Source organism: Campylobacter sp. JMF_01 NE2 (assembly GCF_027737365.1).
GTDB lineage: Bacteria > Campylobacterota > Campylobacteria > Campylobacterales > Campylobacteraceae > Campylobacter_B.
Genome location: NZ_JAOVTR010000001.1, coordinates 351,972 through 376,787 on the forward strand (window position 1 = coordinate 351,972; position 24,816 = coordinate 376,787).

Consider the following 24,816-nt stretch of genomic DNA (forward strand, 5'->3'; position numbering starts at 1 on the left):
AAATTTCAATCAAATTTCATTAAATTTGTTCGGTTTTTCCAAGCATTTCTTTGATTTTTTCTTTCACGCTTGCTAAATCATCGCTTAAAAGAATTTCGCTTAAATTTTCGATTTCACCCACGCTTTTATCCCACCATTTAAGAGTTAAAAGCAAATTTATCATCTCATCATCGAAGCGTTTTCGCACTAGCCGTGCAGGGTTTCCGGCGACTATGCTATATGGCGGGATTTCGCCACTCACTACGCTACTTGCACCGATTATCACGCCATCGCCGATTTTAGCTCCCGGTAAGATGAGCGAATTTTGCCCTATCCACACATCGTTTCCGACCACCGTGTCGCCCTTAATCGGCAATTTATCAAGGCTCGGAGCGTCTTGCGAAAAGCCCTTAAAAATATAAAACGGAAATGTGCTAACACCGCTCATAGCGTGGTTTGCTCCGTTCATCATAAACTCCACCCCAAAACCTATTTGACAAAATTTGCCGATGATTAGTTTGTCGCCGATAAAATCATAATGGTGCGTAACCTGCCTCTCAAAATCCTGCCCCGCATAGTAGCTAAATTCGCCAACGATTATATTTTTATTTTTAATGGTCGGCTTAATGTAAGTTACGCTTTCCAACCCCGATTTCAAGGGGAAAATTTCATTTGGGTTTGGGAGAATTTTCATATTTACTCCATATAGCTACTTATCTAATGCTTTACACGCAAGTGTTTCGCCCAATTCACAAGCTTTTTCATAATATTTTTTGGCTAAATTTTCATTTTTTTCAAAAGGTATTGACGAATAACCAATTTGACGACTAAATGCAAGACAACTGCTTCTATCGCCTTTATCGCACTCTTTTGCAAATAAATTTATACTTTTTTTATGAACTTGTTCGGCTTTTGTAAAATCCATTATTCCAAAATTAAAATCCTCATAAACCCTACTAAGGTCTAAACAGCCTTCCGCACTTCCATTTTCGCACGATTTTTCTAAAAAGCTTAAATATGTTTCTCTAATTTCTTGTATCTCTTTTTCTTTTAGTCTTTTTTTACCTACTTGATGATCATAAAATTTGGAATTTAATAATGTTTTACAAGCATATAGGCTTCCTTTTTCACAATTTGTTTTAAGCATAGGCATGAATTTTTTATATGGTTTGTTCGGATTATAAATTCTTTTTATACAGCTTTCTATATTATCTATGCCACTTTCACACTCTTTTTCATAAATTTGGTGTGCCTTTTCAAGCATTTTTTCGCCATAAGTTTCATCTCTATTCATCATTTTGCGAGTTGTTAATTCCCAAATTTGCAAACAGCTATAAGCCACGCCGTTTTTACACTCCTTTTCATAAAGCCCTTTGGCTTTTTCATAGTATTGCTCGGCTATTTCTCTATTATTCTCTAATTTTTCACCAAAATAATGCTCATAATGGTCGTATCTATGTCCTGTATAATCACACCCTTTTGCACTCCCACTTTCGCACTCTTTTTTTTCAACTTCTAGGGCTTTTTTCCAAATTTGTGGTTCATCTTTTTTGTCAAAATGATTTGTATATAAAGCACAACTTAAAGCATCGTTTTTTTCACACTCATTTTTTAAAAAAACCTTTTCATAGGCAAATGGCAATTCGTTATTTAATAAACCACTTTCATAGCTCCTAGCCAAGAGTGTGCAAATTTTAACATCTCCGTTTTCGCACTCTTGTGCGAATTTATCCGCTATATCGCCAAATGCGACATTTAAAAATATAAAAATTAAACAAATCTTTCTCATTTTTTGCCTTTTAATTTAAATTTTATCCGTAAATTTTCTTTAAATTCCCCAAATTTGCACTTGCGTTTAATAGAAGTAAATCAGCCAAGATCAGCCGTAGAAGTGCCGTGCAGACGACACTGCCACGCACTCCGATACAAGGGTCGTGGCGACCACGCAAAGCGCACACGACTTCGCTTCCGTTTTTATCAATAGTCGGCTGGTCAGCAAAAATGCTAGGGGTCGGCTTAAAATGCGTTTTTATGATGATTTGCTCACCCGTTGTGATACCGCCTAGAATGCCCCCTGCGTGGTTTGATTTAAAGCCATTTTTATCCATAAAATCATTATTTTGCGAACCAAATTTGAGTGAGCTTTCCACGCCGTCGCCGATTTCTACGGCTTTTACGCCGTTTAGCCCCATGTAAGCTTCACCGATTAACGCGTCAATTTTGGCATAAAGTGGTTCTCCAAGCCCCTTTGGCACGCCATTTGCGATTGTTAGCACACTCGCACCCACACTCTCGCCTTTTTTCTTTAAATTTGCGATTAGCTCTTTTTGCGAATTCTCCACACCCTTATCAAGCGCGAAAATCTCGCTATTATCGGCATTTGCGAAGTCTAAATTTTCCCCGCAAATCTCGCCTACGCTTAAAATTCCACTTTTCACGCTCACGCCAAATTCATTTAAAAGCATCTGTGCGATTGCCCCACCTGCGACCCTTATCGCCGTTTCTCTTGCCGAGCTTCTGCCGCCACCTCTATGATCCCTAATGCCGTATTTAGCAAAATAGCCAAAATCAGCGTGTCCCGGGCGAAAAAGCTCTTTTAAATTTTCATAGTCTTTTGAGTGCTGATTTGCGTTGTAAATCACAAATCCTATCGGCGCGCCAGTGCTAAGCCCGTCAAACACGCCACTTAAAATTTGCACCTCATCAGCTTCCTTCCTAGAAGTAGCAAATTTACCGCCAGGTTTGCGTCTATCTAGTTCGGCTTGTAAAAATTTAGTATCGATTTTCACGCCCGCCGGAAAGCCGTCCAAAACGCCACCAATCGCCACGCCGTGGCTCTCTCCAAAAGTCGTAAGCCTGAGTTTTATACCTAATGTATTCATTTTTTATCCTAATTTTTTTCTAAAATCTCAATCGCAATCTTTGCTGCCTTTTGTTCGGCTTCTTTTTTGCTGCTTCCGATGTCCCTCGCAAACTCCTTGCCACCCACGAAAACCGCCATTTCAAAGCTTTTTTTATGATCAGGTCCAGTTGAGCCTAGTAAGCGATACTCTGGTGTAACGCCGAATTTTGCCTGCGTGATTTCTTGAAGCGAGGTTTTATAATCCTTCACAAGCTCGTTAAATTCGATCTTTGGATAAATTTTTTCTAGCAGAGTGGTTACGATTTTGGCTGTTTTTTCTAGCCCCACCTCCAAATACAGCGCACCAATCGTCGCCTCGAAAGCGTCTGAGAGTAGCGAGTTTTTCTCCCTGCCGCCGTTTTTTTCCTCGGAAGCCGACATATTTAGACACGCCCCAATCTCCAAAAACCTAGCAAATTTTGAAAAACTCGTCTCATTGACAAGTGCCGCGCGCAGTTTGCTGAGATCGCCCTCGTTTGAGTTAAATTTCACAAACAAATACTCCCCCACTATCAAATCCATAACCGCATCGCCCAAAAACTCCAATCTCTCGTTGTTTGCGCCATTTTTGGCGCTTCTGTGCGTTAGCGCGACCGCAAGCCTTGCCTTATCCTTAAATTTATAACCAAGTTTTTCTTCTAAATTTGATAAATTTTGCATTTTTTTCCTTTATTAAATTTGCAAAAATTCTTAAATTTAGCAACGCTCATTGCAAAATTTAAGCCTTTTTATATTTTTGCGCCTCGCCCCTAGCTAGGCTGTCGCAAGCCTCATTTTGCGGGTGCCCAGCATGCCCTTTGATCCATACGGCCGTGATTTTATGGCCGTTTGCCACTCTGATATACTCCCTCCACAAATCCTCGTTTTTTTTGTTTTTAAAATCCGTTTTTATCCACTTATGAAGCCACGAATTTATCGCATTTACCACATACTGACTATCTGTGATAAGCTCGACTTCGCATGGCTCTTTAAGCGCCTTTAAGCCCATAATCGCCGCGGTTAGCTCCATTTGGTTGTTTGTAGCGCACGCACTGCCGCCGCACTCGCATTTTTTAGCGCCCTTGTATTCTAAAATATACGCCCAGCCCCCAGCTCCTGGGTTTCCAAGACTGCTACCGTCGCTAAAAAGTCTGACCGATTTCATTGTTTGCTTCCGAGATTTTCGCGCCAACACCTACGCTAGCCATTTCGTAGCACACAGGACAACGATGAGAAAATATCCCCACCTGGCTTTTGCATTTCGCACACGAATACGAAAACGCTAAACTAGCCCCCGCAAATCCCGCTTTCTTCATCGCTACAAGGGCGTTTATTTCGAAATTTTGGCTAGGTTTTTCTGGCTTTTTCTCACTTCTACCAAGCGCGTAAAAAAGCGCATTATAGTCGCTATCGCCCAAATTTACGGCTGTTTTTAGCGGATAGATTAGATCAATCACCTCGCTCAAATTTGGAAATTCGCTAAATTCGCCAAATGGCTCTTTGTTTTTGATAAAAAGCTCTATGCAAAATCTCTTTGCACCCTTGAAATTTAGGGCTAAAATTTGCCTTATTTTCTCGCTAAATGGCGTGTTTGCGTCATTTGCGATGATTTGAGCTCTGATATATTGCGCGCCTTGCCAGACATCTACGCCTTGTTCTTGCAGTGCGTCTAAAACCTGCAACGCCTCGTCAAACCTGCGAAGCCTCTCATAAATCACGGTTAGGTGATTTAGCGCGGTTTGATTGCGTGGGCGCAGACGCAAAGCCTCCAAAAACACCTCCTCGGCCCTGCCCATAAATCCGGCTTTAAAATATACAATGCCTAAATTTGTAAGCACAAACTCCCTTTGTGCGCCGTTTGTGGTTTTATTTAGCGCGATTAGATAAATTTCAATCGCCCGCTCATAATCCCCGCTTTTGACAAAAGAATTCGCTAACACCCCAAGGGTAGGCTGATCGATTTGCGGGCTTGATAAAAGCTCGCGGTGAGCGTCGCTAAGCGCGTCGAGGGTGTCAAATTTTTTGATAAAATTCTCTAAATTTGTCCTTTCGTTTTTTTTATGAAAAATCCCCCAAACATAGCTTAGAACGCTAACTAACAAAATAATGCTGATTAAAACAATTAGCCCAAAAATCGGATCGCGATCATCAAGAAAAAAATTGTCCAAATTTCGCCTCGTGGTATAAAATAAAGGGCGATTATAGCAAAGTGTGGGTATAATTTGCAAATGATTAAAAATGAAAGTATTGAAAGGCTTTTAGCCGTCGCTGATATCGTAGATGTCGTAGAAAGATATGTCCCGCTCAAACGCTCTGGCTCAAATTTCGTCGGAATTTGCCCATTTCACGATGATTCGCACCCTAGCATGAGCGTAAGCTCACGGCTTGGGATTTTCCACTGCTTTTCGTGCAAGGCTGGTGGAAATGCCATAAAATTCGTCCAAGACTACGAAAAGCTAAATTTCAAAGAAGCCGTAGAAAAGCTAGCCTCGATGTATGGTTTCGAGCTCGAATACACAAACGAGCGCAATTTTCAGCGCGAAGATAAAAAAATTTTAGAAATTCTAAATGCCTTTTACCAAAGTCAGCTTTATAGCAATCCTAGCGCGGTAGAGTATCTGCACTCGCGCGGTCTTAGCGATGAGACGATACAGAAATTTGGCCTTGGCTGGGCTGGGTCTAGCGCGCAGACAATCCGTGTTTTGCAAAACGAGCAAATCGAAGCGCGCGACGCTTTTAATGTGGGCGCGATTAAACAAAACGAGCGTGGAAGCTACGCTAGCTTTATCGAGCGCATTACATTTCCGATTCACAACCACACGGGCAAAATCGTGGGCTTTGGCGGGCGCACGATTAGTGGAAATCCAGCCAAATATGTCAATTCGCCCCAGTGCGCGGTTTTTGATAAATCGCGGATTTTTTACGCTTACAATCTAGCCAAAAAAAGTGCGTATGATAAAAAAACTCTCATCATCACAGAGGGCTATATGGATGTCATAATGCTTCACCAAGCAGGTATCGACAACGCAGTAGCCGTGCTTGGCACAGCTTTGACGCCACTACATTTGCCACTGATTAAGCGCGGGGATTTGCGCGTGATTTTAAGCTTCGACGGAGATAGCGCAGGAATCAACGCTGCGATAAAAAGTGCTAGACTCTTATGTGCAAACGGCATTGATAATAGCGTGGTTATCATAGGCGGTGGCGCAGATCCAGCCGATATGGTGCAAGCTGGCAAAGTGCGCGAGCTAGCCCAAATTTACGCTAATGGCATGGAGGGCGGAGAGTTTTTGATCCGTGAAATCGCCAAAAAATACGACCTAACCCGCCCTGTGCAAAAAGAGCAGGCTCTAAATGAAATCAAAGAATTCACTAACGCGCTAAATCCTGTGGTAGCGCAGTCATATACGAGTTTGGTAGCGCAAATTTTAGATGTTTCGCCTAGTGCGTTTTCGCTAAGTTCAAATTCGGGTGCGAGCGCAAATTTCGCGCCAAAGCAAAATTTAAAACCGCAAGAAAACGCGCCAAAACCAGAAAGCTCAAATTTAAAAGACATAACCGAGCTTCAAGTCATAAAATCCATGCTTTTAAACGAAAATTTCATGGCAAACGGTCTAAACTGCCTTAGCGTGCAGGATTTCCGTATGCATGGCAGGGTGTATGAAGCCCTAATATCAGCGCAAAAAAGCGAAGATGACGAGCAAAGCCTGCGCGCGCTTGCCTTGGATAATAAAATTTTAGCCATTACAAATGAGACAAATTTTATCAAGGCCTGCATGCTTCTTCGTCGCAGGGTTTTAGAGGAGCAAATGCAAAAATTGCTTGTTTCAAACGACCCTGACAGGCTCGATAAAATCCTCGAATATCAAAAAAAAATAAACGAATTAAAAGGAAAAAAATGAAGGCACTCGCACTTTTTAGCGGTGGGCTAGATTCGATGCTAGCCATAAAATTAATAACTATGCAAAATATCGGCGTTACGGCACTTTATATGGATATTGGCTTTGGTGGTAAAGATGATAAAAGCGAGATTATGAGCGAGCGAGCGCGCATGGCTGGGGCTGAGTTTTTGCGCGTGGATATCAGAGATGAGTATTTGCAAAATGTGCTTTTTAGCCCAAAATACGGCTATGGCAAGCAGTTTAACCCCTGTATAGACTGCCATGGATATATGTTTAAAACCGCGCTTTCTATGCTAAAAGCACTTGGGGCTAGTTTTGTGATTTCTGGCGAGGTGCTAGGACAGCGCCCGATGAGCCAAAGAGCCGCTGCAATGGCGCAGGTGCGCAAACTAAGTAGCGATGAAAATAACCTAATCTTGCGCCCGCTAAGCGCGAAACTAATGGCACCAAGCGCGCCTGAAATCAACGGCTGGGTCGATCGCGAAAAACTGCTAGATATCAGTGGCAGGGGGCGAACGCGCCAAATGGAGTTAGCGGGGGAATTTGGCTTTGATGATTACGAAACGCCGGCTGGCGGGTGTTTGCTTACGATCCAAAGCTACGCTGATAAAATCAAAGATATGATGAAATTTGAAAAATTCGAGACTTCGCAGGACGCTGAAATTTTAAAATTTGGCCGTCATTTGCGCCTAAGTGGTGGCGCAAAAATGATAATCGGACGCAACGAAGATGATAATGCGCGCCTAAGAAATATCCAAAATCCTAAATTTACTCGCATTAAATTTACCGAACCGCTCGTAGGTGCATACTCGCTCATTTCGCGTGGTGCTAGTCGCGATGACATGGAGTTAGCGGCGAAATTTGCGCTAACTTATATGAAATTTCAACCAGGCAAAAGCTATGAAGTCATCATTGAAAACGAAAAATTTATAGCCACGCCGTTTGAGGATAAAGCCGAAGCGCAAAAATATTTTATTAACTGAATTATTTTATAATAGAACTATATAATATTTAAGAAAGAGAGGTATAGGCTATGCAAGATATTGTAAGGCGCAAGTTTGTGAAAATGGCAGGAGCCGCAGCGGCACTTGGTGCTCTCTCAAACTATGCTAGCGCAGCAGAGAAAAAAGACGAAACAAACGCCACTAAAACCCCAGTTCCTGGTGTCGGCGGAGAACGCTATATCCCGTATGAGCAGCGCAAAGGACCTGAGTCTTATGTGTATTTTACAAGGGATCTCTCTCCCGCAGGACTAGTCAAAATATTTGATAAAATCAAAAGCGTATTAGTCGGCAAAGTTGCGGTCAAACTCCACACCGGAGAGCCACACGGACCAAATATTATTCCACGCCCATGGGTAAAGGAGCTTATGAGCTCTCGTCTTTCTAATGCCTCTATTGTAGAGACAAACACATATTACGCAGGCGCAAGGTATAACACAGAAGATCACCGCAAAACTCTCGAAACAAATGGTTGGACCTTTTCTAAGGTAGATATAATAGACGAAGCTGGGACAGCGTTGCTACCAGTGCCACATGGTAAATGGTTTAGCGAAATGTCTATGGGAAAAAATATCCTTGATTATGATTCGTTTCTTGCCCTTACTCACTTCAAGGGACACGCCATGGGCGGATTTGGAGGCTCGAATAAAAATATCGGTATCGGTTGCGCTGACGGACGAATAGGCAAAAAATGGATCCACTCCGCAGAAGGTAAAGGTCAGTGGAGTATCAGCGAAGAAGAGTTTATGGAGCGCATGAGCGAATCCACTAAGGCGATAACGACATATTTCGCTCACAAAATCGCCTTTATAAATGTATTGCGCAATATGAGTGTTTCTTGCGATTGCGAAGGAACTGGCGCAGATCCTGTCGTGACTCCTGATATTGGTATTGTCGCCTCGCTTGATATCCTAGCAGCAGATCAGGCATCAGTTGATCTCGTCTATGCCTTGCCAGAGTCATCAAAGCACGATCTCGTCGAGCGCATAGAAACTCGCCATGGACTTAGACAGCTTTCGTATATGAAGGAAATGGATATGGGCAACGACCGCTACCGCCTGATAGATATAGATAACGGCGATGTGGAAATCAAAGTAGCAGACGCCGTAAAGGGTATCAGCGGAAAATGGGTCTCTGACGGTCAGTAAGTAAAAAATATCGCCAAAGCCACACCGTTTGATGATATCTGTCTAAATTTCGTGTGAAATTTAGACATGCCGAATTTTGGCAAGGAATTTTCATTGTAAAATTTACGCCAAAATTTGGCTAAATTTTGCCAAATTTTACAATCACAAAATCACCACTTCTTCGTGTAAATCCACGCCAAATTCGGCTTTTACGCGCATTTTGGCTAAATTTATGAGCGTAATTGCCTCAAAATATGTCGCGCCGCCGTAATTGATAAGAAAATTCGCGTGGATTTCGCTAAATCCGCACCCGCCGACACGAAAGCCCTTTAAGCCCACAGCCTCAATGAGCCTACCGGCACTTTCGCCATTTGGATTTTTAAAACAGCTTCCAAAACTTGCACCACGCGGCTGATTTGCCCTTTTTTGCGCGATTGCTTCGCTAAGAGCTGCGTTAAACCCGCGCGAAACTCTAAATTTGGCTTCCAAAATAATTCCGTTAATTTCGCTGTGGCGATAGGCGAAATTTAACTCGTCTTTGCCAAATTCGCCAAGATTTGTGCGAACGCTCAGCAAATTTTGGCTAATTTCAAAGCCCATAAGCCCAGCGTTCATTGTAAGAAGTCCGCCAAGTGTGCCAGGAATATTTTTTAAAAACTCGAAATTTGCGAGATTTTGCCGTTTTGCGAAGTTGTAAATTTTACCGCTTTTTGTTTTTGCGCCGATTTTTAGCGTGTCGCCGTCAAGCGAAATAAAATCAAATTTATCGCTTAAAATTCCTAATTGTGGCGGATTTGGCGAGATTAAAAGATTATTTGCTCCACCCACGACAAAGCCGTTAAATTCGCTGTTTTCGTCTAAAACTTCAACTTTTTCCACGCCACCGATTTTCACCGAACTATATTTTGAAAAGTCAATTTCCTTGTAAATTTTCGCCATAACTATGCCTTAAATTTTTGCGTTATTATACAATATTTTACACTTTCCAAATTCTTGTATTTAAATTTAGAGTTTTAACGATTGATAAAAAGTGCGAGAGTTCTGTTTTGATAATTCTATCCGATTTTATCGCACTTATATCGATATTTGGCTCGAAATTATCCTTGCCTGTATCGATAAAAATGTAAATTTTGCTTCCCACAAAACTAATGCTAATCGGAAAATTTAAATGCCATTTTAGGCTTAAAATTCTTTTCATCAATGCAGGGCTTAATATATACATAGCATTTATAGCATCTGTGCTATAAACTTCGAAAGTGCGGTTAAATTTCGTGTCGTCCATAACAATTTTTTTCAAATTTTCCGCGTTTTTTATCTTGCTGTCTTTTGATTTTATGAAAGTTTTTGATTTTATGTTTTTGTTAAATTCGGCATAAAAAAACACGCCAAAATACAGCGCGTCTTTTAGCTCTTTTTTGATGATTAAATCGCAAAAAACAAATTCTACCTTGTCGATTTTTCCACAAATTTTATCGTTTATATTTGAAATTTCGGACGGGTTAAATTTACTATGTTTTAAGATTATTTGGTCTAATGAGCCTTTTTCTTGGTATTCATAGCCAAATTTTGCAAGATAGTCCTTTAAATATCTATTTTTGAATAAATCTTTGTATTTTTTTATCTCGTCCATTTTTGCGAATTTCACAAGCAATAAAAACGACATAATCATAGCAAGTATTGTAAATATCGTAAGCAATACATAGCCGAAATTTGGTATAAATTTGGTTATATCATCACCAAAATACATTAAAATTAACAGCGGCAAAAATGGCATTATTTCTCTTTTTATGGTCATAGGCTGGTCTGCGTCAATAAAATCTAACATTATATATTTCATCGCTGACATACCAAAAATTACAATAGCCAAAGGCAAAGCAAATTCTATATCGCCAAATTTATATAACAAAAATCCGACCGCAATTGGGATTGCGAGAGTTGAAAGAAAAAACGGAATTTTTAGTCCGTTAATTTTATTTAATGCTAATTTTCTTAAAACTTCTATTTCTCTTATAGTCAAATTTTCTCACTTTAAATTTAATTTAAAAACGCCTGACGGCGTGGCTGGATTGCTTCGCTCGTTACACTCGCTCGCAATGACAAATTAGGCAAAATTTACACTCGATTTGTCATTGCCACGAATTTAAAATTTCAGGGCAGTATTTTTGCAAAATTTTAAAATTCTACGAATTCCTAATCTCATTATACTCTGTCGGTATCAGCATATCTCGTGCGCAAATTTGTTCGCTGTAAAAGCCATTTTCAAAGCCCAAATCAAAGAGCTTTTGCGCTGCGTTTAGTTGCGTTTCGTTCATCGTAATCGAATTTTCATTTGCATACAGCCCTAGATAAATTTCGAGTTTTTTATCATCGACCCGCACCAAATCTCGCTCAATCAGCATTTTTGAAAGCAAAGATTTATTTGCGTGAGCGACCCGCACGGCGTCAGTCAGCACCCTTTCGCATTCAATCGCGTCAGTTAGTGGTAACGATCTGCGAAGCGCCATACCGCCAAGCGGAAGCGGTAAATTTTCACCATTTAACTCACTCCAAATATCCCAAATTTCGCGCTCTACGCAAAGCTGGTTAGAAAAATCCAAAATGCTTTCGTGTATCAGCACCCCAGCATCGACTTCGCCACTAAGCACGGCATTTTCGATTTCTAAGAAATTTTTATAAACAATCCTAGCGTTTGGGTAAGCAATGCGAAAAATCATCGCATTTGTCGTGTGTTCGCCACTTAGGGCGACTTTGAAATTCGGTTTTAGCTTTACGCCTTTTTTCTTTATCAGTTTTGGTCCATAGCCTTCGCCAAAGCTCACAGCTGTGCGAAGTAGAGCGTAATCAGCGTAAATTTTTGGATACAGTGCAAAAGAGATAGCGCAAACATCATAAGTCCCAGCAAGACTTGCCAAATTTAGCGTTTGAATATCGTCTGCGTGGTTAGAAAATCTTAGCCACGCGGAATTTACCCAGCCAAATTTAATCGCCATATACATAAAAATATCGTCCGCATCGGGCGAGTGAGCAACGCTAATGTTTTTCATAATCTTACCTTAAATTTGATTTTGTGCAATCATAACAAAAAAGGGTTAAATTTCGCCATATAACACAACCTATTATTAAAGTTATTTTGCTAAAATCAGCGGTAAATTTTTTTTAAGGAATACTATGGACGAAGGAAAGAAAAAAACCCTTGACGCCGCGCTAAAATCGATTGATAAAGCGTTTGGCAAAGGCACTTTGGTTCGCCTTGGCGATAAGCAAGTCGAGGCAATCGACGCGATATCCACAGGCTCAGTCGGCCTTGATATCGCCCTTGGAATCGGTGGCGTGCCAAAGGGCAGAATTATCGAAATTTACGGACCAGAAAGCTCTGGTAAAACTACTTTGACACTTCATATCATCGCCGAGTGCCAAAAGGCTGGCGGAATTTGCGCATTTGTCGATGCCGAGCACGCGCTAGATGTCAAATACGCCGCAAATTTGGGCGTAGATACAGACAATCTATATGTGAGCCAACCAGACTTTGGCGAGCAGGCCCTTGATATCGTCGAAACCCTAGCCAAAAGTGGCGCGATTGATTTGATAATTGTAGATAGCGTCGCAGCACTTACGCCAAAGAGCGAAATCGACGGCGATATGGGCGATCAGCATGTAGGACTTCAAGCCCGCCTTATGAGCCAAGCGCTTCGCAAACTCACAGGCGTCGTGCATAAAATGGGAACAACGGTGATTTTCATCAACCAAATTCGTATGAAAATCGGTATGACAGGATACGGCTCGCCAGAGACCACCACAGGCGGAAATGCGCTGAAATTTTACTCATCAGTGCGTATCGATATCCGCAAAATCGCCACACTCAAACAAAACGAGGAACCAATCGGCAACCGCGCGAAGGTAAAAGTGGTCAAAAACAAGGTCGCTCCGCCGTTTAAAGTGGCAGAATTTGACATTATGTTTGGCAAGGGCGTATCCAAAGTAGGCGAGTTAATAGATTATGGCGTCAAACTCGACATTGTCGATAAAAGTGGCGCGTGGTTTAGCTATGGCGATACGAAGCTTGGTCAAGGTAGAGAAAATGCCAAAATTTACCTAGAAAACAATCCAAGCGTAGCCGATGAAATTCTAGGCAAAATAAAAGAACAAATGGGAAGCGAAGGCGTGAATTTAAGCGATTCTAGCGATGATGATAAAGGAGAAGAATAATGGTATTTGTAGAAAATGTCTATGCAATCGAGGTTTTAGATAGCAGAGGTAATCCGACGGTCAAAGCCACAGTCGAGCTAAGCGACGGCACAGTAGCGAGCGCAGTAGTGCCAAGTGGGGCTAGCACTGGCAAAAGAGAGGCTTTGGAGTTACGCGATAAAGACGCGAGATTTGGCGGAAAAGGCGTGCTAAAAGCGGTCGCTAATGTAAATGAAGCAATCGCTGAGGCAATCGTGGGAGCCGATGCGTATAATCAAAAATTTATTGATGATACTATGTTGGAGCTTGACGGCACTGAGAATTACTCAAATTTAGGTGCAAATGCTGTTTTGGGCGTCTCTATGGCGGTTGCAAGAGCGGCTGCAAAAAGCCTAAATATGCCACTATATCGCTATTTAGGTGGGGCAAACGCTAGCATTTTGCCTGTGCCTATGTTTAATATTATAAATGGTGGCGCACACGCAAACAACAGCGTGGATTTCCAAGAATTTATGATTATGCCGTTTGGTTTCGATAATTTCAGCGACGCTTTGCGCGCAGCAGCTGAGATTTATCAAACCTTAAAGAAAATCCTAAACGACGCAGGTCATAGCACAGCTGTGGGCGATGAGGGCGGTTTTGCACCAAATTTAAAAGACAACGAAGAGCCGATTAAAATCATTATGAGCGCAATCGAAAAAGCTGGATACAAACCGGGCGAGCAGATCAAAATCGCCCTAGATGTCGCTTCTAGCGAGCTTTACGAGGACGGAAAATACAAATTAGAAGGCAGAGAATTCACAAGCGAAGAGTTGATTGAATACTACGCGAATTTGTGCGAAAAATACCCAATTTTCTCAATCGAAGATGGTCTAAGCGAAGATGACTGGGACGGCTGGAAAAAGCTAACCGAGCGCCTTGGCAAAAAAGTGCAACTTGTAGGCGATGATTTGTTTGTAACAAATGAGAAAATTTTGCTAGAAGGTATCAAAAAAGGCGTGGCAAACGCGATTTTGATTAAACCAAATCAAATTGGCTCTGTTAGCCAAACCATGCAAACCGTGCGCCTAGCGCAACGCAACGGCTATCGCTGCATTATGAGCCACAGAAGTGGCGAGAGCGAAGATGCGTTTATCGCTGATTTCGCGGTTGCGCTAAATACAGGCGAAATCAAAACGGGCGCTACTTCAAGAAGCGAGCGCAACGCAAAATACAACCGCTTACTTGAAATCGAGTGCGAAAGCGACGAATTTTTGGGCAACAGACTATAATGCTTTTTAAAAAAAAGGGTAGTGGTGCGCGCGAGCTTGGCTCTTACGCCCAGCGCGCACAATTTGGCGATGATAGCGAAATTTTAAGCCAAATCGGGGCTAAATTTTACGATGAGCAAGAGGGCAAAAGTGAAAATTTAGCCGGGAATTTCTACGAACAAGAATTTAGCGCGAATAGCGCAAATTCGGCGCAAAAGCCAAATTCGGGCGCAAATTCTGCTCGCACAGCAAATACTGCGCCAAAACAAAATTCTCAAAATTCTCAAAATTCGCCAAAATTTAGCAAACCTAGAAATTTCAGAAAAATCGAATCGCCATTTAAAAAAATCGCCATTGCGCTTTGCGGGTTAGTGGCTATCGCTTATGCTGGATTTTTCTTATACGATGTGCTTTTTGGCAAGCGCTCGTTGGAGGTTTTGCGCGATTTGCAGAAGCAAAAGGCATTTTTGTTTTCGGATATCGAAAGGCTAAAAAGCGAAAATGCCGAGCTTCAAAAGACATATTTGGAGCGCAGATTGCTAGATCCGGATTTGGTTAAATGAAAATTTTACTACCCTTTTTATGCGCAGTTTTACTGCTAGCTGATACAAATTCTAGCGCGAATTTAGACGCCAATTCCACAAACAAAGACAAAAATTCAAGCGCAGAGCAAAATTTAAGTGCGCCTAAATTTCAAGTCATAAAGCCCATAATCCCGCCAGATGACTTTACCTCGCAGCTGTTTTCGCTCCCCTCAAACGCCAAGGTAATCACACAAATCGTAGTGCGTTATAGCGACGAAAACGGCGCAACACAGGAAAAAATCATCGACATAAATCGCTCTGTGGATTGGCGAGATGATTTTATGCTAAGTGCGCGAGCTAAACCTGCGCTTTCTAAAATTTTAGATGTTTCTGTCACTTCAAATGACCCAAATTTGGAGCAAAACGGCGGTATTTCTATGCCTAAGCCATACTTTACGCCACGCCTTGATTTGCCGTTAGAGACGATTAAATTTGATGATAAATTGCAGTTCGTTATCAAAAATCATAGTCTTGAAATCATCACAAAAGATGAGATTAAATCCCTCGATACAAACAAAAGCAAATTTGCAAAAATCGAGCTTTTTAGGGACGAAATGAAGCTTAGTCAGGCTGGATTTATGGTAAATGTGGGCGGGTTTTATGACATTAATATCACCAGAGATGAGGGGTTTTACAGCCTCGAAATCAGCGGCGAATCAAACGCTAGCTTTGAGAATTTCGCCAATGGCTACATAATCAAACTAAAATAAGGAGAGAGTATGACACATACAGAAATTTTAAATTTTCGCCACGCATGCAAAATTTTTGACGAAAACAAAAAAATATCAGACGAGGATTTCAGAGCAATCCTAGAAGCGGGCATTTTGGCTCCAAGCTCGACTGGGCTTGAACAATGGGATTTTTTGGTTATCCAAAATGATGAAATGAAGCAAAAAATTTGCAATCTTTGCTGGAAACAGCCTCAAATCACCACCTCGGCGCGCCTTGTCGTAATTATGGCGAAAATTTCTGAGCTCAAAAACGGCAGCGAATACATCGCCAAAATGATTTCTCGCCGTGAGGACAAAAGCGCGGAAGAGTGCGAGGCAAGGGTGAAATTCTACGATGAATTTTTAAATGCAAATTTCAAAAACGACGATGAGTTGCTATTTGGCTGGTCGCACGCTCAGTGTATGTTCGCAGCGATGACTATGATGAACGAGGCCGCAAGCCGTGGGATCGATAGCTGCGCAATCGAGGGGATTGATGATAGACTTGAACTTACAAGAGTGCTAGGATATGAGCCAAACGACCGCCGCGTGGCACTCGTGCTTCCGTTTGGATATCGCATAAATCCACAGCCTAAAAAACTGCGCCGTGCATTTGACGATGTCGTAAAAGTGATAAAATAAAGGAAATTTCGTGAAAAAGCTTTTTTCTTTTGCCCTTGTTTGCGCGCTTTTTGCTGGTTGCGCGCACAAGGCCGAGTTCAAAAACGGCGCAGATGTCGCCCCGTATGATGAAAATATCCTAGTCGCAAACGCCATGCAGGAAGCCCAAATTTATATCCCAGCTGAGATTATGAGCGAGCAAACTTTCATCTCTTCAACTAGCCTTGGCAAAAAAAAGGATCTAACCCTTAGCCTTGGTGAGTTTGTCGGGGGCGAAACGAAGCGATTTATCGGCTCGTATTTGCTCCGCGCAAATCTCGTAAATGATGAAAAACTCATAAGCCAAACAGCGCTTTTAATCGTCCCACAAATCAGCGATTTTAAATTTGGCTTTTATAGCGCAGACGGCTTCGATGTGACGGCAAAACCATTTATCAGCTACGATTTGAAGCTTAAAATTCTAAAAAACGGCAAGCCGATTTATAATAAAACAATCTCTACAAACGAGCGAAATTTTGGCGACAGCGAGTTTTTCGGCGGAGGTGATGGCTCGTATGAGCAACTAGCCGAAATTTTCCAAAAAGCCCTTGCTAACGATTATGCAATCCATGCCAGAGAGATTATCGATACGATAAATTTGGCGGATTAATCCAAAAGCCCCTTTGCCAAAAGGGGCCAAATTTGGCGAAAATTTACTACTTAAATTTGACACAAAAGCGAAATTTCACACCTCTTTTGGGCGCAGATTATCGCGGATAATTTCAAAATCATCGTTTTCTTTGCCGTAATTAAATGTAATTTCCACGATTTTTAAAAGCCTTGAAGTGATTTCATTGACGATTTCCATATCGTTCATCAGCGAGGTCGCCATTTTGTTTGAAATGAGCTTTTCGGCTAGAAGTTTATCGGGTGCAAGCGCGCTTTTGCGGTATTCTTCAAAAAGTGCCCTAAGCTCCTTCATACCCTCTTTGCTATCAATTTCGAAATCCCGCAAACTCTCCATAATGCGGAGCATTTTTACGATTTTTGCGCGCAGTTTGTCGTATTCGGCGCGGATATGTTCGTTCGATGAGCTCATAAATTTAAAGATATTTGGCTGGATTAGTTTGACATCTTTTAGCGTTTCGGCTAGAAGCAGGCTAGCTCTGCGGATATTCATAAAGCGCGCCAAATCGCTGTCTTTGGCATTTGCGCTAGCGCCGATGAGATAGTCTGTGATTTGCGAGTAAAGCTCTTTAAAGCGGTTTTCGTAAAGCTCGTCGAAATTTATCTCCTTTGGCTTCGAGCGTTTGGCGATAATCTCAGCCGAGCCAAGCTCTGAGCTAAGGTCATTTTTGCTAATACTGATTGATTTTGCCACGATTGAGACGGTGTTAGAATACAACCTGCCCATTTCTTTGATAAGCAGGATAAATGCCGTATTTGGCACCTTTTGCGCGTTTTCATCGAGAAATTTTGCCTTGATGATTTTGGCGCGTTTGACCTTGCCGGTAATGATTTTGTTTAGTAAAATTTCTAGTTTCGAGGTCAGCGGATAAAAAATCATGCACCCAAAAGTATTAAAAATCGTGTGAAAAACAGCGAGTTTGAGTGCGTAATCATCGCTTTTTATCCCCACATACGCACTCACCCAGTCTGTGGCAAGCACAAAGTATTTTATCAGTGCGATCACCAAAACAGCCGTGGCGACATTGAAAATCACATGGCCAAGCATTAGCTTTTTCCCGTCGAAATTCGCCGAAAGTGAGCCGATAACTGCCACGATTGTGCTTCCGATATTTGAGCCAATGGCGATTGCGATTGCGTTTTCATAGCTTATCTGCGACGCGCCAAGAGCTGCGATGACAAGGGCGAGCGTGGCGTGCGAGCTCTGGGTCAGTATCGTAATGACAATACCCACAAATGTGTAAATCAAAAGCCCGCCAAACCCGCTCATAGCGTATTTTGCTAGATCGACCGTGTCTTTGATTTCCTCAAATCCGCCCTTCATATAGTGGATTCCTAAAAACAAAAGCCCTAAGCTAAATAAAAAATAGCCAAAACTTTTGGAATTTTGGTTTTTGGTGAATAAAAACAGCGAGCCTAGGATTATCAGAGGCATTGCGTAGTATGCGATTTGCGTTTTTAGCCCCAGTGCAAAGAGCCAGCCGCCAGAAACCGTGCCTAAATTTGCCCCGCAAATGATAGCTAGCCCAGCGCTAAGCCCGATTAGCCCCGCGCTTAAAAACGATATCGCAAGCACGCTAACTAGGCCACTTGATTGCATGATAAAGGTCGTGATAAACCCAAAAAGAAAGCTTTTAAATTTGCTAGAAGTTACGCTGTGCAAGAAATTTTCGATTATGCTTAGACCGCTTAGGGCTTGATTTAGCAAATTTATCGCAAAGATAAAAATGCAAATTCCAAAGGCGATTGTCATAAAGCTTTTTGAATACGCCATTAGCGCACAGGCGATGATAAGGATAAGGCCAAAGGCGATTTTGTGCCTTAAATCAATTAGTTTTTTTAAAAAATCATTTTGGATTTGCAACTTTTTCCTTTTTTATTTTTGAGGCTTTTAAAAGTCGAAATGTTACAATATTTTGCGTAAATTTGGGATTAAAATCTAAATTTAAAGGTTGAAATTTAAAGGGAAATTTGAAGAATTTTAAAATTTAAAATTCGGGATTTCTCCCGAATTTTGATTACTTGCTAATTAGCTCGATGTATGCCATCTCAGCTGCGTCGCCACGGCGAACGCGAGTTTTAATGATACGAGTATAGCCACCATTTACGCCCTCGTATTTTGGAGCGATTTCGGTAACTAGTTTGTTTGTTGCGCCTTTGTCTTGTAATGCAGCGAAAACAAATCTATGAGCTTCGCTATCGCCTTTTCTAGCTCTTGTGATTAGTTTTTCAGCATAACTTCTAAGCTCTTTTGCCTTAGGAAGCGTTGTCTCGATTTTGCCGCTATTTACTAGTGCGATAGTTAAATTTTTTAGCAGTGCAGCACGATGAGACGAAGTGCGACCTAGCTTTCTATATCCGTGATTGTGTCTCATTTATTATCCTTAATTTTTTGATTGTGCTTTAAGCTCTTCAAGCTTTTGTTTAAGGCTATCTTTTTTGCTTAAAAATTCTGGTTTATCATTACTCAATGGATAACCGATTTCTTCCATAATGCCTTTAATCTCTTCAAGAGATTTTTTACCTAAATTTTTAAGGTCTTTTAGCTCTGATTCGCTCATAATAGCGATTTCACCGACAAATTTAATATCGGCTTTTTCTAAGCAGTTAAAGCTTCTTGCACTTAAATTCAAACTATTAATGCTTTCAAATAATTTAGCAAATTCTGAATTTGTAGGGATTTGTTTTCCCAAAGTATCAGAAATATTGATATTTACTATGCCTTTGAAAACGCTTAGTTGTTGATACATAGCCTCTAACGCATTTTTAAATGCGTCGATTGCGCTTACTTGTCCGTCAGTTGTGATCGTAAATACTACTCTTTCGAAGTCTGGGTTATCCTCGACTAGGATATTTTCGATATCATACACTGCTTTTGTAACAGGCGTAAAGAAAGCGTCAAGCGCGATATAATCGCTATCAAGAGTGTCTCTTATCTCTTCGCTTGGAACATAACCAATGCCCTTTTCTACGATTAGAGTAAATTTCAAATCGGCATCTTCGTTAATAGTAGCCAAATATGCGCTAGGATTTACTACATCGACCAAATCGTTGGCAAGATCACTTCCGCAAATCTCTTTTGGTCCTTTGAAGCTGTATTCTACAACCTCTCTTTTTGAATCGCCTTTGATTTTAAATCTTAGGCTTTTCAAATTTATGATAAATGCAGCAACATCTTCGAGCATACCTCTCATACTATCAAATTCGTGGGTTACACCCTCGATTTTGACAGCAGTTGGAGCGAATCCGACGGTGCTAGTATATAGCAATCTTCTTAAAGGGTGAGCCAGAGTGACGCCGTATCCTGTCTCAAAAGGATATGCTACGATTTTAGCAACATTTTCGCTGACATTTTCAACCTTTAATTCAGTTGGCATATGAGCTGATGTTGTAATTTTTCTCATGTTTCACCTACTATTTAGAGTAAAGCTCTACGATAAATCTTTCCTCGACAGGAATAACTATTTCATCTCTTTCTGGAACGCGTGAGAAAATTCCATATCTTTTCTCTTTCTCTACATCGACCCAAGCAACGATACCTGTTTGAGCTGTCAAATCAACCGCTCTTGAAATTTGAGGATTGTTTTTGCTTTTTTCGATAACTTCGATTTTTTGTCCAGCTTTTACATTGTATGATGGGATATCTAGTCTTTTTCCATCGACTAAAATATGTCCGTGAGTTACAAGTTGTCTTGCAAAACGGCGAGTTGTAGCAAAGCCCATTCTATAAACTACATTATCGAGTCTTTGCTCTAATAGTTGGATTAAAATCGCACCTGTGTTTCCATCGCGACGAGCAGCTTCTGCGAATAGTTTGCGGAATTGTTTCTCGCTAACGCCATACATAAATTTAGCTTTTTGTTTTTCTCTTAGTTGTGAGCCGTATTCGCTAAGTTTAGCGCGTCTTTGTCCGTGTTGGCCTGGCGCATAAGGTCTTTTTAGAAGAGCGCTTTTTCCAGCTAGTCTTCTTTCGCCTTTCATAAATAAATCAACGCCTAGTCTTCTTTCTAATTTTTCAACTGGTCCTGTATATCTAGCCATTATATTCTCCTAAATTTATTATACGCGGCGGCGTTTTGGTGGTCTGCAACCATTGTGAGCCAAAGGAGTAATGTCTTTGAAATATGTAACTTTAATACCCTCAATAGCACCCACGCTCTTTACAGCAGTTTCTCTACCGCTACCTGGACCTTGAACTTTGATACCAACTTCTTTAATGCCATGCTCTTTTGCTTTGCCAAGCGCATCTTCTACTGCTTGTTGAGCTGCGTATGGAGTTGATTTTTTGCTGCCTTTAAATCCTAGTCCGCCAGCACTGCTCCATGCGATAGCATTTCCCATTTCGTCTGTAACTGTAATCATTGTGTTATTAAATGTAGCAGAGATATAAACGATACCTTTTGCTATATTTTTTCTAACGGTTTTTTTCTTAACAACTTTTCTTTTTGCCATTTCTTAATCCTTATTTAGTTGCCGCGCCGACAGTTTTGCGTTTGCCCTTGCGGGTTCTAGCATTTGTCTTTGTTTTTTGACCGCGAACAGGAAGACCTTTTCTGTGTCTTAAACCTCTATAACCACCCAAATCCATCAAAGCTTTGATATTCATCGCAACTTCTTTTCTAAGATCACCCTCAACCATATAGTTTTCTTGGATCTCTTTGCGGATTGTAGCAGCCTCATCTTCGCTTAGATCAGCAACTCTTTTGTCGTAAGAAATGCCAGTGGCATCAAGAATTTTTCTTGAAGTGAAAAGACCTATACCATAGATATAAGTTAGGCCATACTCAATTCTTTTTTTCTTTGGTAAATCAACACCTGCGATACGAGCCATAACTTATCCTTGTCTTTGTTTATGTTTTGGATTGTCACAAATTACATGGACAACACCTTTGCGTTTGACGACTTTACATTTGTCGCACATCTTCTTAACAGAAGGACGAACTTTCATCCTACACTCCTAAAATTTTATTCCGCTCAATGCAACTTGCACTTAGGTTTAACGAATTTCAGGCGAAAGTATCAAACCAACTGTTTTCAAAATAGCGGTGATTTTGAAAACACTTCTTCACGCAGTTAGTTGCAAAGGGTAAAATTTATCCAAATTTTGCTTTAAATTTACTTATTTAACACGCAAAATTTAAATTAAATTTTTGCAAATTTTGATAAAATAACCAAATTTTATTTCAGGGGGCAGGTATGAATTTCGACAAAATAACCAAAAATTTGGAAAAATTAGGTTACAAGGTCAGCGCTTTTGAGAGCAAAGAAAAGGCTGTGGAGTATCTAAATATCTATATCCACGATGTCAGCGTGGGCTTTGGCGGTTCGATGAGCGTCAAGGAAATGGGGCTGTATGAGAGCCTCAGAGAGCACAACGAAACCTACTGGCACTGGCTACTTGACAAAAATCTCAGCGTCGATGAAACGCGCAAAAAAGCCCTTACGACCGATGTTTATATCTCGTCTGTCAATGGCATTTCAGAAGACGGCGAAATCATCAACATCGACGGCACCGGCAACCGCATAGCAGCGATTTGCTACGGGCACAAAAAGGTCTATTTCATCGTGGGCAAAAACAAAATCGCTCCGGATTTTGATAGTGCGATGAGCAGGGCTAGAGACATAGCCGCCGTGAAAAATACAAATCGCTTTAAATCAAAAACCCCGTGCGTGGCAAACGGGGATAAATGCTACGACTGCAAGAGCAAAGAGCGCATGTGCAGGGGGTTTAGCATATTTTACTATCCGCCGTATGGCTGTGAATACGAAGTGATTTTGATCAACGAAAATTTAGGATTTTAAGCAAATTTCGCTGTTTTGTCATTGCGGGCACACCTTGCTCACAATGGCAATATACGAGTGGAAAAATTTAAAAGTCCATAGCTTAAAATTTTCAAAATTTATTCAAATTTTATTAGATTACAACGCTTTGCCCGTAATGACGGCGAATTCGCAGGATTTTATTTTTCCTGCCTTGAATTTTTCTCCTCTATCCCGCTGATACCCTCACGGCGTGCAAGCTCGCGCAAAATCGTCTCAGGGTGGATTCCATGATCTGCCAAAGCCACAAGCATGTGAAAAATAATATCCGCGCCCTCGTAAATCGCGTCGTATTCTGGCTCGCCCGCTCTATGCTCGCCAAATTGCGCCCGCTGGCTACTTGGCGCAGATTTTGCGCGGGTTAGATCTTTGCAAGCTAGCGCGAACTCGCACGCCTCTTCGGCGATTTTTTTAAGATAGCTATTTTCGCCCTTTTTATACAGGCTTGCGACATACGATTTCGCGGGGTCAGCGTTAAATTTCCTATCCAAGCAAACATGGTAAATTTCATCTAAAATATCATAAGGCGAAATTTTGCGCGCAGTTTTGGGCGCAGTGTTTTCATCGCCCAAATTTTGCGAATTTTGCTCCGAATTTTGCGCCAAATTTGCCAAATTCTCGCCGAATTTTACTTCGTTAAAAAAACAGCTCTTCTCTCCCGTATGGCACGCCACACCGCCCTTTTGCTCGACTTTGAGCAATAGCGTATCATTATCGCAGTCTAAAAACGCAGATTTTATGATTTGCTCATTTCCGCTTGCTTCGCCCTTTTTCCAAATGCGATTTTTCGTGCGCGAAAAATAGTGCGCCAGCCCCGTTTCTAGCGAGAAAGCAAGCGCCTCTTCGTTCATATAGCCAAGCATCAAAACAGCCCCGTCGCTGTAATCTTGCACCACCACTGGGAGCAAGCCAGCGACCTTTTGCCAATCAACCTTAATCATAAAATCTCCGTTTTTGATAAATTTACGCGATTTTGCAATCCTAGGAAAGGATTGCAAAATTTATTATTCGCTAATCGCCGATTGTTGCGGTTTGTTTTTGGTATCGACCCAGATATTTGGCACCGCACCGCCTGGGGTTAGGAAAATCTGCGCGTCTTTGTTCTCACGCAAAGCCTCGTTGAATTTCGCCTGAGTTTCGATTTGCTTTAAATTTAGCAAATTTTGATTTAGGCTTTTTGCGATTTCTGTGTTTGCATACGCCTGCGCATCAGCCTCGATTTTCACGGCGTCCGCCTTGCCTTGGGCTTCGATTTTTACAGCGTCAGCGTTACCTTTGGCAAGGGCTGCTTTTTTAAGAGCCTCTTGGTTAGCGCGCTCGACCTCGTATTTGGTGCGCTCTGCCTCTTGTTTGGCGATTTGCACGCGCTCGATTTGCTCTTTGATTTTTGGCGGTAGGATTATCTCGCGAAGTTGCACAGCTCTTAGCTCCACAGGCGAATTTGAAAGCGCGTCTATATTCGAGCGGATTCCTTGATCGATCGCCTTAGCAATCTCTTCACGCTTAGTCGGAAGCTCCTCGGCTGGGTAGTTTCCGATGACGCTTCGCACGACATCTTTGACGCGAGGATCGATGATTTTATCCTCCCATAAAAGCCCCCACTCAGCAATTGTCGCAGGCGCGGTGCTCTCGTTTAGTTTATACTGCACGGTGATATCCACGCTTACTGGCAGGTTGCGAGAGTCTAGCACTGAAAGCGAATTTTTGCGGATGATTCCGCCGATACTTCCGCCACTTGCCCTGCTTGTAGCCATATCCTCGTTGCTAGTGTAGTTGATGATTCTCACGCGCGTATCAATCACAAAAATATCTTGGATAAACGGCACGAAAAAGTGGATTCCGGCGCCAAGCGGTGTGGGATCGTATTTACCCAAATTTGATTTAACTCCAACCTCGCCAGATTGGATTGTCACAAACGGTTTTGCAATAATAAAAAGCGCGATAATAGCGATTAAAAAGTAGAAAAATCCGCCGAATTTAAAGCCGCCTAAATTCTGCAAATTTGGCCCCTTAAAGCTAAATCCGCCATTTTCATTGCCACCATTTTTTTTATTTTTGTTGAAATAATCATTTAAATCTGCCGGCATAAT

28 protein-coding genes are annotated in these 24,816 nt (G+C 41.6%); 10 read left to right on the forward strand and 18 right to left on the reverse strand.

All coding sequences use genetic code 11. The annotated features are described in order from the left end of the window. Positions 1-19: 19 nt before the first annotated feature. Genes OFO01_RS01890 through OFO01_RS01915 form a run of 6 tightly spaced genes read right to left on the reverse strand, consistent with a single transcriptional unit; the run spans position 20 to position 5,028 of the window. Positions 20-673: a CatB-related O-acetyltransferase gene (locus tag OFO01_RS01890; RefSeq protein ID WP_270858490.1), complete on the reverse strand. Its 654-nt coding sequence runs from the start codon at positions 671-673 to the stop codon at positions 20-22. 15 nt (positions 674-688) lie between these two features. Continuing rightward, complete coding sequence (locus tag OFO01_RS01895; RefSeq protein ID WP_270858491.1) at positions 689-1,768, reverse strand: hypothetical protein; 1,080 nt, start codon at positions 1,766-1,768, stop codon at positions 689-691. A gap of 22 nt (positions 1,769-1,790) precedes the next feature. Next, positions 1,791-2,861 (reverse strand): chorismate synthase, encoded by a 1,071-nt coding sequence (gene aroC, locus OFO01_RS01900; RefSeq protein ID WP_270858492.1) that lies wholly within the window; start codon positions 2,859-2,861, stop codon positions 1,791-1,793. 8 nt (positions 2,862-2,869) lie between these two features. Beyond that, a complete protein-coding gene (rnc, locus tag OFO01_RS01905; RefSeq protein ID WP_270858493.1) occupies positions 2,870-3,541 on the reverse strand; it encodes a ribonuclease III in 672 nt (223 codons plus the stop codon). 58 nt (positions 3,542-3,599) lie between these two features. Continuing rightward, on the reverse strand, positions 3,600-4,025 hold the full coding sequence (rnhA, locus tag OFO01_RS01910; RefSeq protein WP_270858494.1) for a ribonuclease HI: 426 nt from the start codon (positions 4,023-4,025) through the stop codon (positions 3,600-3,602). Further along, positions 4,003-5,028 (reverse strand): tetratricopeptide repeat protein, encoded by a 1,026-nt coding sequence (locus tag OFO01_RS01915; protein ID WP_270858495.1) that lies wholly within the window; start codon positions 5,026-5,028, stop codon positions 4,003-4,005. The genes rnhA and OFO01_RS01915 overlap by 23 nt, the downstream gene beginning before the upstream one ends. A 60-nt stretch (positions 5,029-5,088) precedes the next feature. Here OFO01_RS01915 and dnaG point away from each other — a divergent pair, with 60 nt between their 5' ends. The 3 genes from dnaG to OFO01_RS01930 all read left to right on the forward strand — a co-directional run bounded on the left by dnaG (position 5,089) and on the right by OFO01_RS01930 (position 8,911). After that, on the forward strand, positions 5,089-6,762 hold the full coding sequence (gene dnaG, locus OFO01_RS01920) for a DNA primase (protein WP_270858496.1): 1,674 nt from the start codon (positions 5,089-5,091) through the stop codon (positions 6,760-6,762). Then, the gene (locus tag OFO01_RS01925; protein WP_270858497.1) at positions 6,759-7,745 is read left to right on the forward strand and encodes an argininosuccinate synthase domain-containing protein; all 987 of its coding nucleotides are present in this window, start codon (positions 6,759-6,761) and stop codon (positions 7,743-7,745) included. Before dnaG ends, OFO01_RS01925 begins: the two co-directional genes overlap by 4 nt. Before the next feature lie 83 nt (positions 7,746-7,828). Beyond that, positions 7,829-8,911, forward strand: coding sequence for a DUF362 domain-containing protein (locus OFO01_RS01930; RefSeq protein ID WP_270858498.1), 1,083 nt, complete (start codon positions 7,829-7,831; stop codon positions 8,909-8,911). 141 nt (positions 8,912-9,052) lie between these two features. Here OFO01_RS01930 and OFO01_RS01935 read toward each other — a convergent pair whose 3' ends face one another. The 3 genes from OFO01_RS01935 to OFO01_RS01945 all read right to left on the reverse strand — a co-directional run bounded on the left by OFO01_RS01935 (position 9,053) and on the right by OFO01_RS01945 (position 11,934). After that, positions 9,053-9,829 carry a UDP-N-acetylmuramate dehydrogenase gene (locus OFO01_RS01935; protein WP_270858499.1) on the reverse strand — a complete coding sequence of 259 codons (777 nt, stop codon included), beginning with the start codon at positions 9,827-9,829 and terminating at the stop codon, positions 9,053-9,055. Between the two features lie 37 nt (positions 9,830-9,866). Further along, entirely contained in the window at positions 9,867-10,907 is a 1,041-nt protein-coding gene (locus OFO01_RS01940; RefSeq protein WP_270858500.1) for a DUF3137 domain-containing protein, read from the reverse strand. 163 nt (positions 10,908-11,070) lie between these two features. Continuing rightward, a complete protein-coding gene (locus OFO01_RS01945) occupies positions 11,071-11,934 on the reverse strand; it encodes a menaquinone biosynthesis family protein (RefSeq protein WP_270858501.1) in 864 nt (287 codons plus the stop codon). Positions 11,935-12,058: 124 nt separating this feature from the next. On the opposite strand from OFO01_RS01945, the gene recA reads away from it, so the two are divergent. From recA to OFO01_RS01975, 6 genes are read left to right on the forward strand one after another with little or no spacing between them, the layout of a single operon-like run. Continuing rightward, positions 12,059-13,096: a recombinase RecA gene (gene recA, locus OFO01_RS01950; RefSeq protein WP_270858502.1), complete on the forward strand. Its 1,038-nt coding sequence runs from the start codon at positions 12,059-12,061 to the stop codon at positions 13,094-13,096. Beyond that, positions 13,096-14,346 (forward strand): phosphopyruvate hydratase, encoded by a 1,251-nt coding sequence (gene eno, locus OFO01_RS01955; protein ID WP_270858503.1) that lies wholly within the window; start codon positions 13,096-13,098, stop codon positions 14,344-14,346. Before recA ends, eno begins: the two co-directional genes overlap by 1 nt. After that, positions 14,346-14,888, forward strand: coding sequence for an FtsB family cell division protein (locus OFO01_RS01960; protein ID WP_270858504.1), 543 nt, complete (start codon positions 14,346-14,348; stop codon positions 14,886-14,888). The genes eno and OFO01_RS01960 overlap by 1 nt, the downstream gene beginning before the upstream one ends. Then, positions 14,885-15,619: a hypothetical protein gene (locus OFO01_RS01965; protein ID WP_270858505.1), complete on the forward strand. Its 735-nt coding sequence runs from the start codon at positions 14,885-14,887 to the stop codon at positions 15,617-15,619. Before OFO01_RS01960 ends, OFO01_RS01965 begins: the two co-directional genes overlap by 4 nt. A 9-nt stretch (positions 15,620-15,628) precedes the next feature. Next, on the forward strand, positions 15,629-16,261 hold the full coding sequence (locus OFO01_RS01970) for an NAD(P)H-dependent oxidoreductase (RefSeq protein ID WP_270858506.1): 633 nt from the start codon (positions 15,629-15,631) through the stop codon (positions 16,259-16,261). Between the two features lie 10 nt (positions 16,262-16,271). Next, the gene (locus OFO01_RS01975; RefSeq protein WP_270858507.1) at positions 16,272-16,889 is read left to right on the forward strand and encodes a hypothetical protein; all 618 of its coding nucleotides are present in this window, start codon (positions 16,272-16,274) and stop codon (positions 16,887-16,889) included. 75 nt (positions 16,890-16,964) lie between these two features. On the opposite strand, the gene OFO01_RS01980 is transcribed toward OFO01_RS01975, so the two are convergent. The 7 genes from OFO01_RS01980 to rpmJ form a co-directional block, all read right to left on the reverse strand. After that, on the reverse strand, positions 16,965-18,770 hold the full coding sequence (locus tag OFO01_RS01980; protein ID WP_270858508.1) for a Na/Pi cotransporter family protein: 1,806 nt from the start codon (positions 18,768-18,770) through the stop codon (positions 16,965-16,967). A gap of 154 nt (positions 18,771-18,924) precedes the next feature. Beyond that, entirely contained in the window at positions 18,925-19,281 is a 357-nt protein-coding gene (rplQ, locus tag OFO01_RS01985; RefSeq protein ID WP_270858509.1) for a 50S ribosomal protein L17, read from the reverse strand. A gap of 9 nt (positions 19,282-19,290) precedes the next feature. Further along, positions 19,291-20,310, reverse strand: coding sequence for a DNA-directed RNA polymerase subunit alpha (locus OFO01_RS01990; RefSeq protein ID WP_270858510.1), 1,020 nt, complete (start codon positions 20,308-20,310; stop codon positions 19,291-19,293). Positions 20,311-20,320: 10 nt separating this feature from the next. Then, a complete protein-coding gene (gene rpsD, locus OFO01_RS01995; RefSeq protein WP_270858511.1) occupies positions 20,321-20,947 on the reverse strand; it encodes a 30S ribosomal protein S4 in 627 nt (208 codons plus the stop codon). An 18-nt stretch (positions 20,948-20,965) separates the two neighbouring features. Beyond that, positions 20,966-21,358, reverse strand: coding sequence for a 30S ribosomal protein S11 (rpsK, locus tag OFO01_RS02000; protein WP_270858512.1), 393 nt, complete (start codon positions 21,356-21,358; stop codon positions 20,966-20,968). A 10-nt stretch (positions 21,359-21,368) separates the two neighbouring features. Further along, the gene (gene rpsM / locus OFO01_RS02005) at positions 21,369-21,737 is read right to left on the reverse strand and encodes a 30S ribosomal protein S13 (protein WP_270858513.1); all 369 of its coding nucleotides are present in this window, start codon (positions 21,735-21,737) and stop codon (positions 21,369-21,371) included. A gap of 3 nt (positions 21,738-21,740) precedes the next feature. Beyond that, entirely contained in the window at positions 21,741-21,854 is a 114-nt protein-coding gene (gene rpmJ, locus OFO01_RS02010) for a 50S ribosomal protein L36 (protein ID WP_270858514.1), read from the reverse strand. Between the two features lie 248 nt (positions 21,855-22,102). On the opposite strand from rpmJ, the gene OFO01_RS02015 reads away from it, so the two are divergent. Then, positions 22,103-22,708, forward strand: a complete 606-nt coding sequence (locus OFO01_RS02015) for a lactate utilization protein (protein WP_270858515.1) — start codon at positions 22,103-22,105, stop codon at positions 22,706-22,708. A gap of 158 nt (positions 22,709-22,866) precedes the next feature. Here the strand turns inward: OFO01_RS02015 and hisIE are convergent, their stop codons facing one another. Continuing rightward, on the reverse strand, positions 22,867-23,667 hold the full coding sequence (hisIE, locus tag OFO01_RS02020) for a bifunctional phosphoribosyl-AMP cyclohydrolase/phosphoribosyl-ATP diphosphatase HisIE (RefSeq protein ID WP_270858516.1): 801 nt from the start codon (positions 23,665-23,667) through the stop codon (positions 22,867-22,869). A 63-nt stretch (positions 23,668-23,730) separates the two neighbouring features. Continuing rightward, a complete protein-coding gene (locus tag OFO01_RS02025) occupies positions 23,731-24,813 on the reverse strand; it encodes an SPFH domain-containing protein (protein ID WP_270858517.1) in 1,083 nt (360 codons plus the stop codon). Positions 24,814-24,816: the final 3 nt, after the last annotated feature.

Excerpts from the sequence above, each read along its gene's own strand:
- OFO01_RS01890 (WP_270858490.1), bottom strand. The coding sequence starts at position 673 with ATGAAAATTCTCCCAAACCCAAATGAAATTTTCCCCTTGAAATCGGGG.
- OFO01_RS01895 (WP_270858491.1), bottom strand. The coding sequence starts at position 1,768 with ATGAGAAAGATTTGTTTAATTTTTATATTTTTAAATGTCGCATTTGGC.
- aroC (WP_270858492.1), bottom strand. The coding sequence starts at position 2,861 with ATGAATACATTAGGTATAAAACTCAGGCTTACGACTTTTGGAGAGAGC.
- rnc (WP_270858493.1), bottom strand. The coding sequence starts at position 3,541 with ATGCAAAATTTATCAAATTTAGAAGAAAAACTTGGTTATAAATTTAAG.
- rnhA (WP_270858494.1), bottom strand. The coding sequence starts at position 4,025 with ATGAAATCGGTCAGACTTTTTAGCGACGGTAGCAGTCTTGGAAACCCA.
- dnaG (WP_270858496.1), top strand. The coding sequence starts at position 5,089 with ATGATTAAAAATGAAAGTATTGAAAGGCTTTTAGCCGTCGCTGATATC.
- OFO01_RS01925 (WP_270858497.1), top strand. The coding sequence starts at position 6,759 with ATGAAGGCACTCGCACTTTTTAGCGGTGGGCTAGATTCGATGCTAGCC.
- OFO01_RS01930 (WP_270858498.1), top strand. The coding sequence starts at position 7,829 with ATGGCAGGAGCCGCAGCGGCACTTGGTGCTCTCTCAAACTATGCTAGC.
- OFO01_RS01935 (WP_270858499.1), bottom strand. The coding sequence starts at position 9,829 with ATGGCGAAAATTTACAAGGAAATTGACTTTTCAAAATATAGTTCGGTG.
- OFO01_RS01945 (WP_270858501.1), bottom strand. The coding sequence starts at position 11,934 with ATGAAAAACATTAGCGTTGCTCACTCGCCCGATGCGGACGATATTTTT.
- recA (WP_270858502.1), top strand. The coding sequence starts at position 12,059 with ATGGACGAAGGAAAGAAAAAAACCCTTGACGCCGCGCTAAAATCGATT.
- eno (WP_270858503.1), top strand. The coding sequence starts at position 13,096 with ATGGTATTTGTAGAAAATGTCTATGCAATCGAGGTTTTAGATAGCAGA.
- OFO01_RS01960 (WP_270858504.1), top strand. The coding sequence starts at position 14,346 with ATGCTTTTTAAAAAAAAGGGTAGTGGTGCGCGCGAGCTTGGCTCTTAC.
- OFO01_RS01965 (WP_270858505.1), top strand. The coding sequence starts at position 14,885 with ATGAAAATTTTACTACCCTTTTTATGCGCAGTTTTACTGCTAGCTGAT.
- OFO01_RS01970 (WP_270858506.1), top strand. The coding sequence starts at position 15,629 with ATGACACATACAGAAATTTTAAATTTTCGCCACGCATGCAAAATTTTT.
- rplQ (WP_270858509.1), bottom strand. The coding sequence starts at position 19,281 with ATGAGACACAATCACGGATATAGAAAGCTAGGTCGCACTTCGTCTCAT.
- OFO01_RS01990 (WP_270858510.1), bottom strand. The coding sequence starts at position 20,310 with ATGAGAAAAATTACAACATCAGCTCATATGCCAACTGAATTAAAGGTT.
- rpsD (WP_270858511.1), bottom strand. The coding sequence starts at position 20,947 with ATGGCTAGATATACAGGACCAGTTGAAAAATTAGAAAGAAGACTAGGC.
- rpsK (WP_270858512.1), bottom strand. The coding sequence starts at position 21,358 with ATGGCAAAAAGAAAAGTTGTTAAGAAAAAAACCGTTAGAAAAAATATA.
- rpsM (WP_270858513.1), bottom strand. The coding sequence starts at position 21,737 with ATGGCTCGTATCGCAGGTGTTGATTTACCAAAGAAAAAAAGAATTGAG.
- rpmJ (WP_270858514.1), bottom strand. The coding sequence starts at position 21,854 with ATGAAAGTTCGTCCTTCTGTTAAGAAGATGTGCGACAAATGTAAAGTC.
- OFO01_RS02015 (WP_270858515.1), top strand. The coding sequence starts at position 22,103 with ATGAATTTCGACAAAATAACCAAAAATTTGGAAAAATTAGGTTACAAG.
- hisIE (WP_270858516.1), bottom strand. The coding sequence starts at position 23,667 with ATGATTAAGGTTGATTGGCAAAAGGTCGCTGGCTTGCTCCCAGTGGTG.
- OFO01_RS02025 (WP_270858517.1), bottom strand. The coding sequence starts at position 24,813 with ATGCCGGCAGATTTAAATGATTATTTCAACAAAAATAAAAAAAATGGT.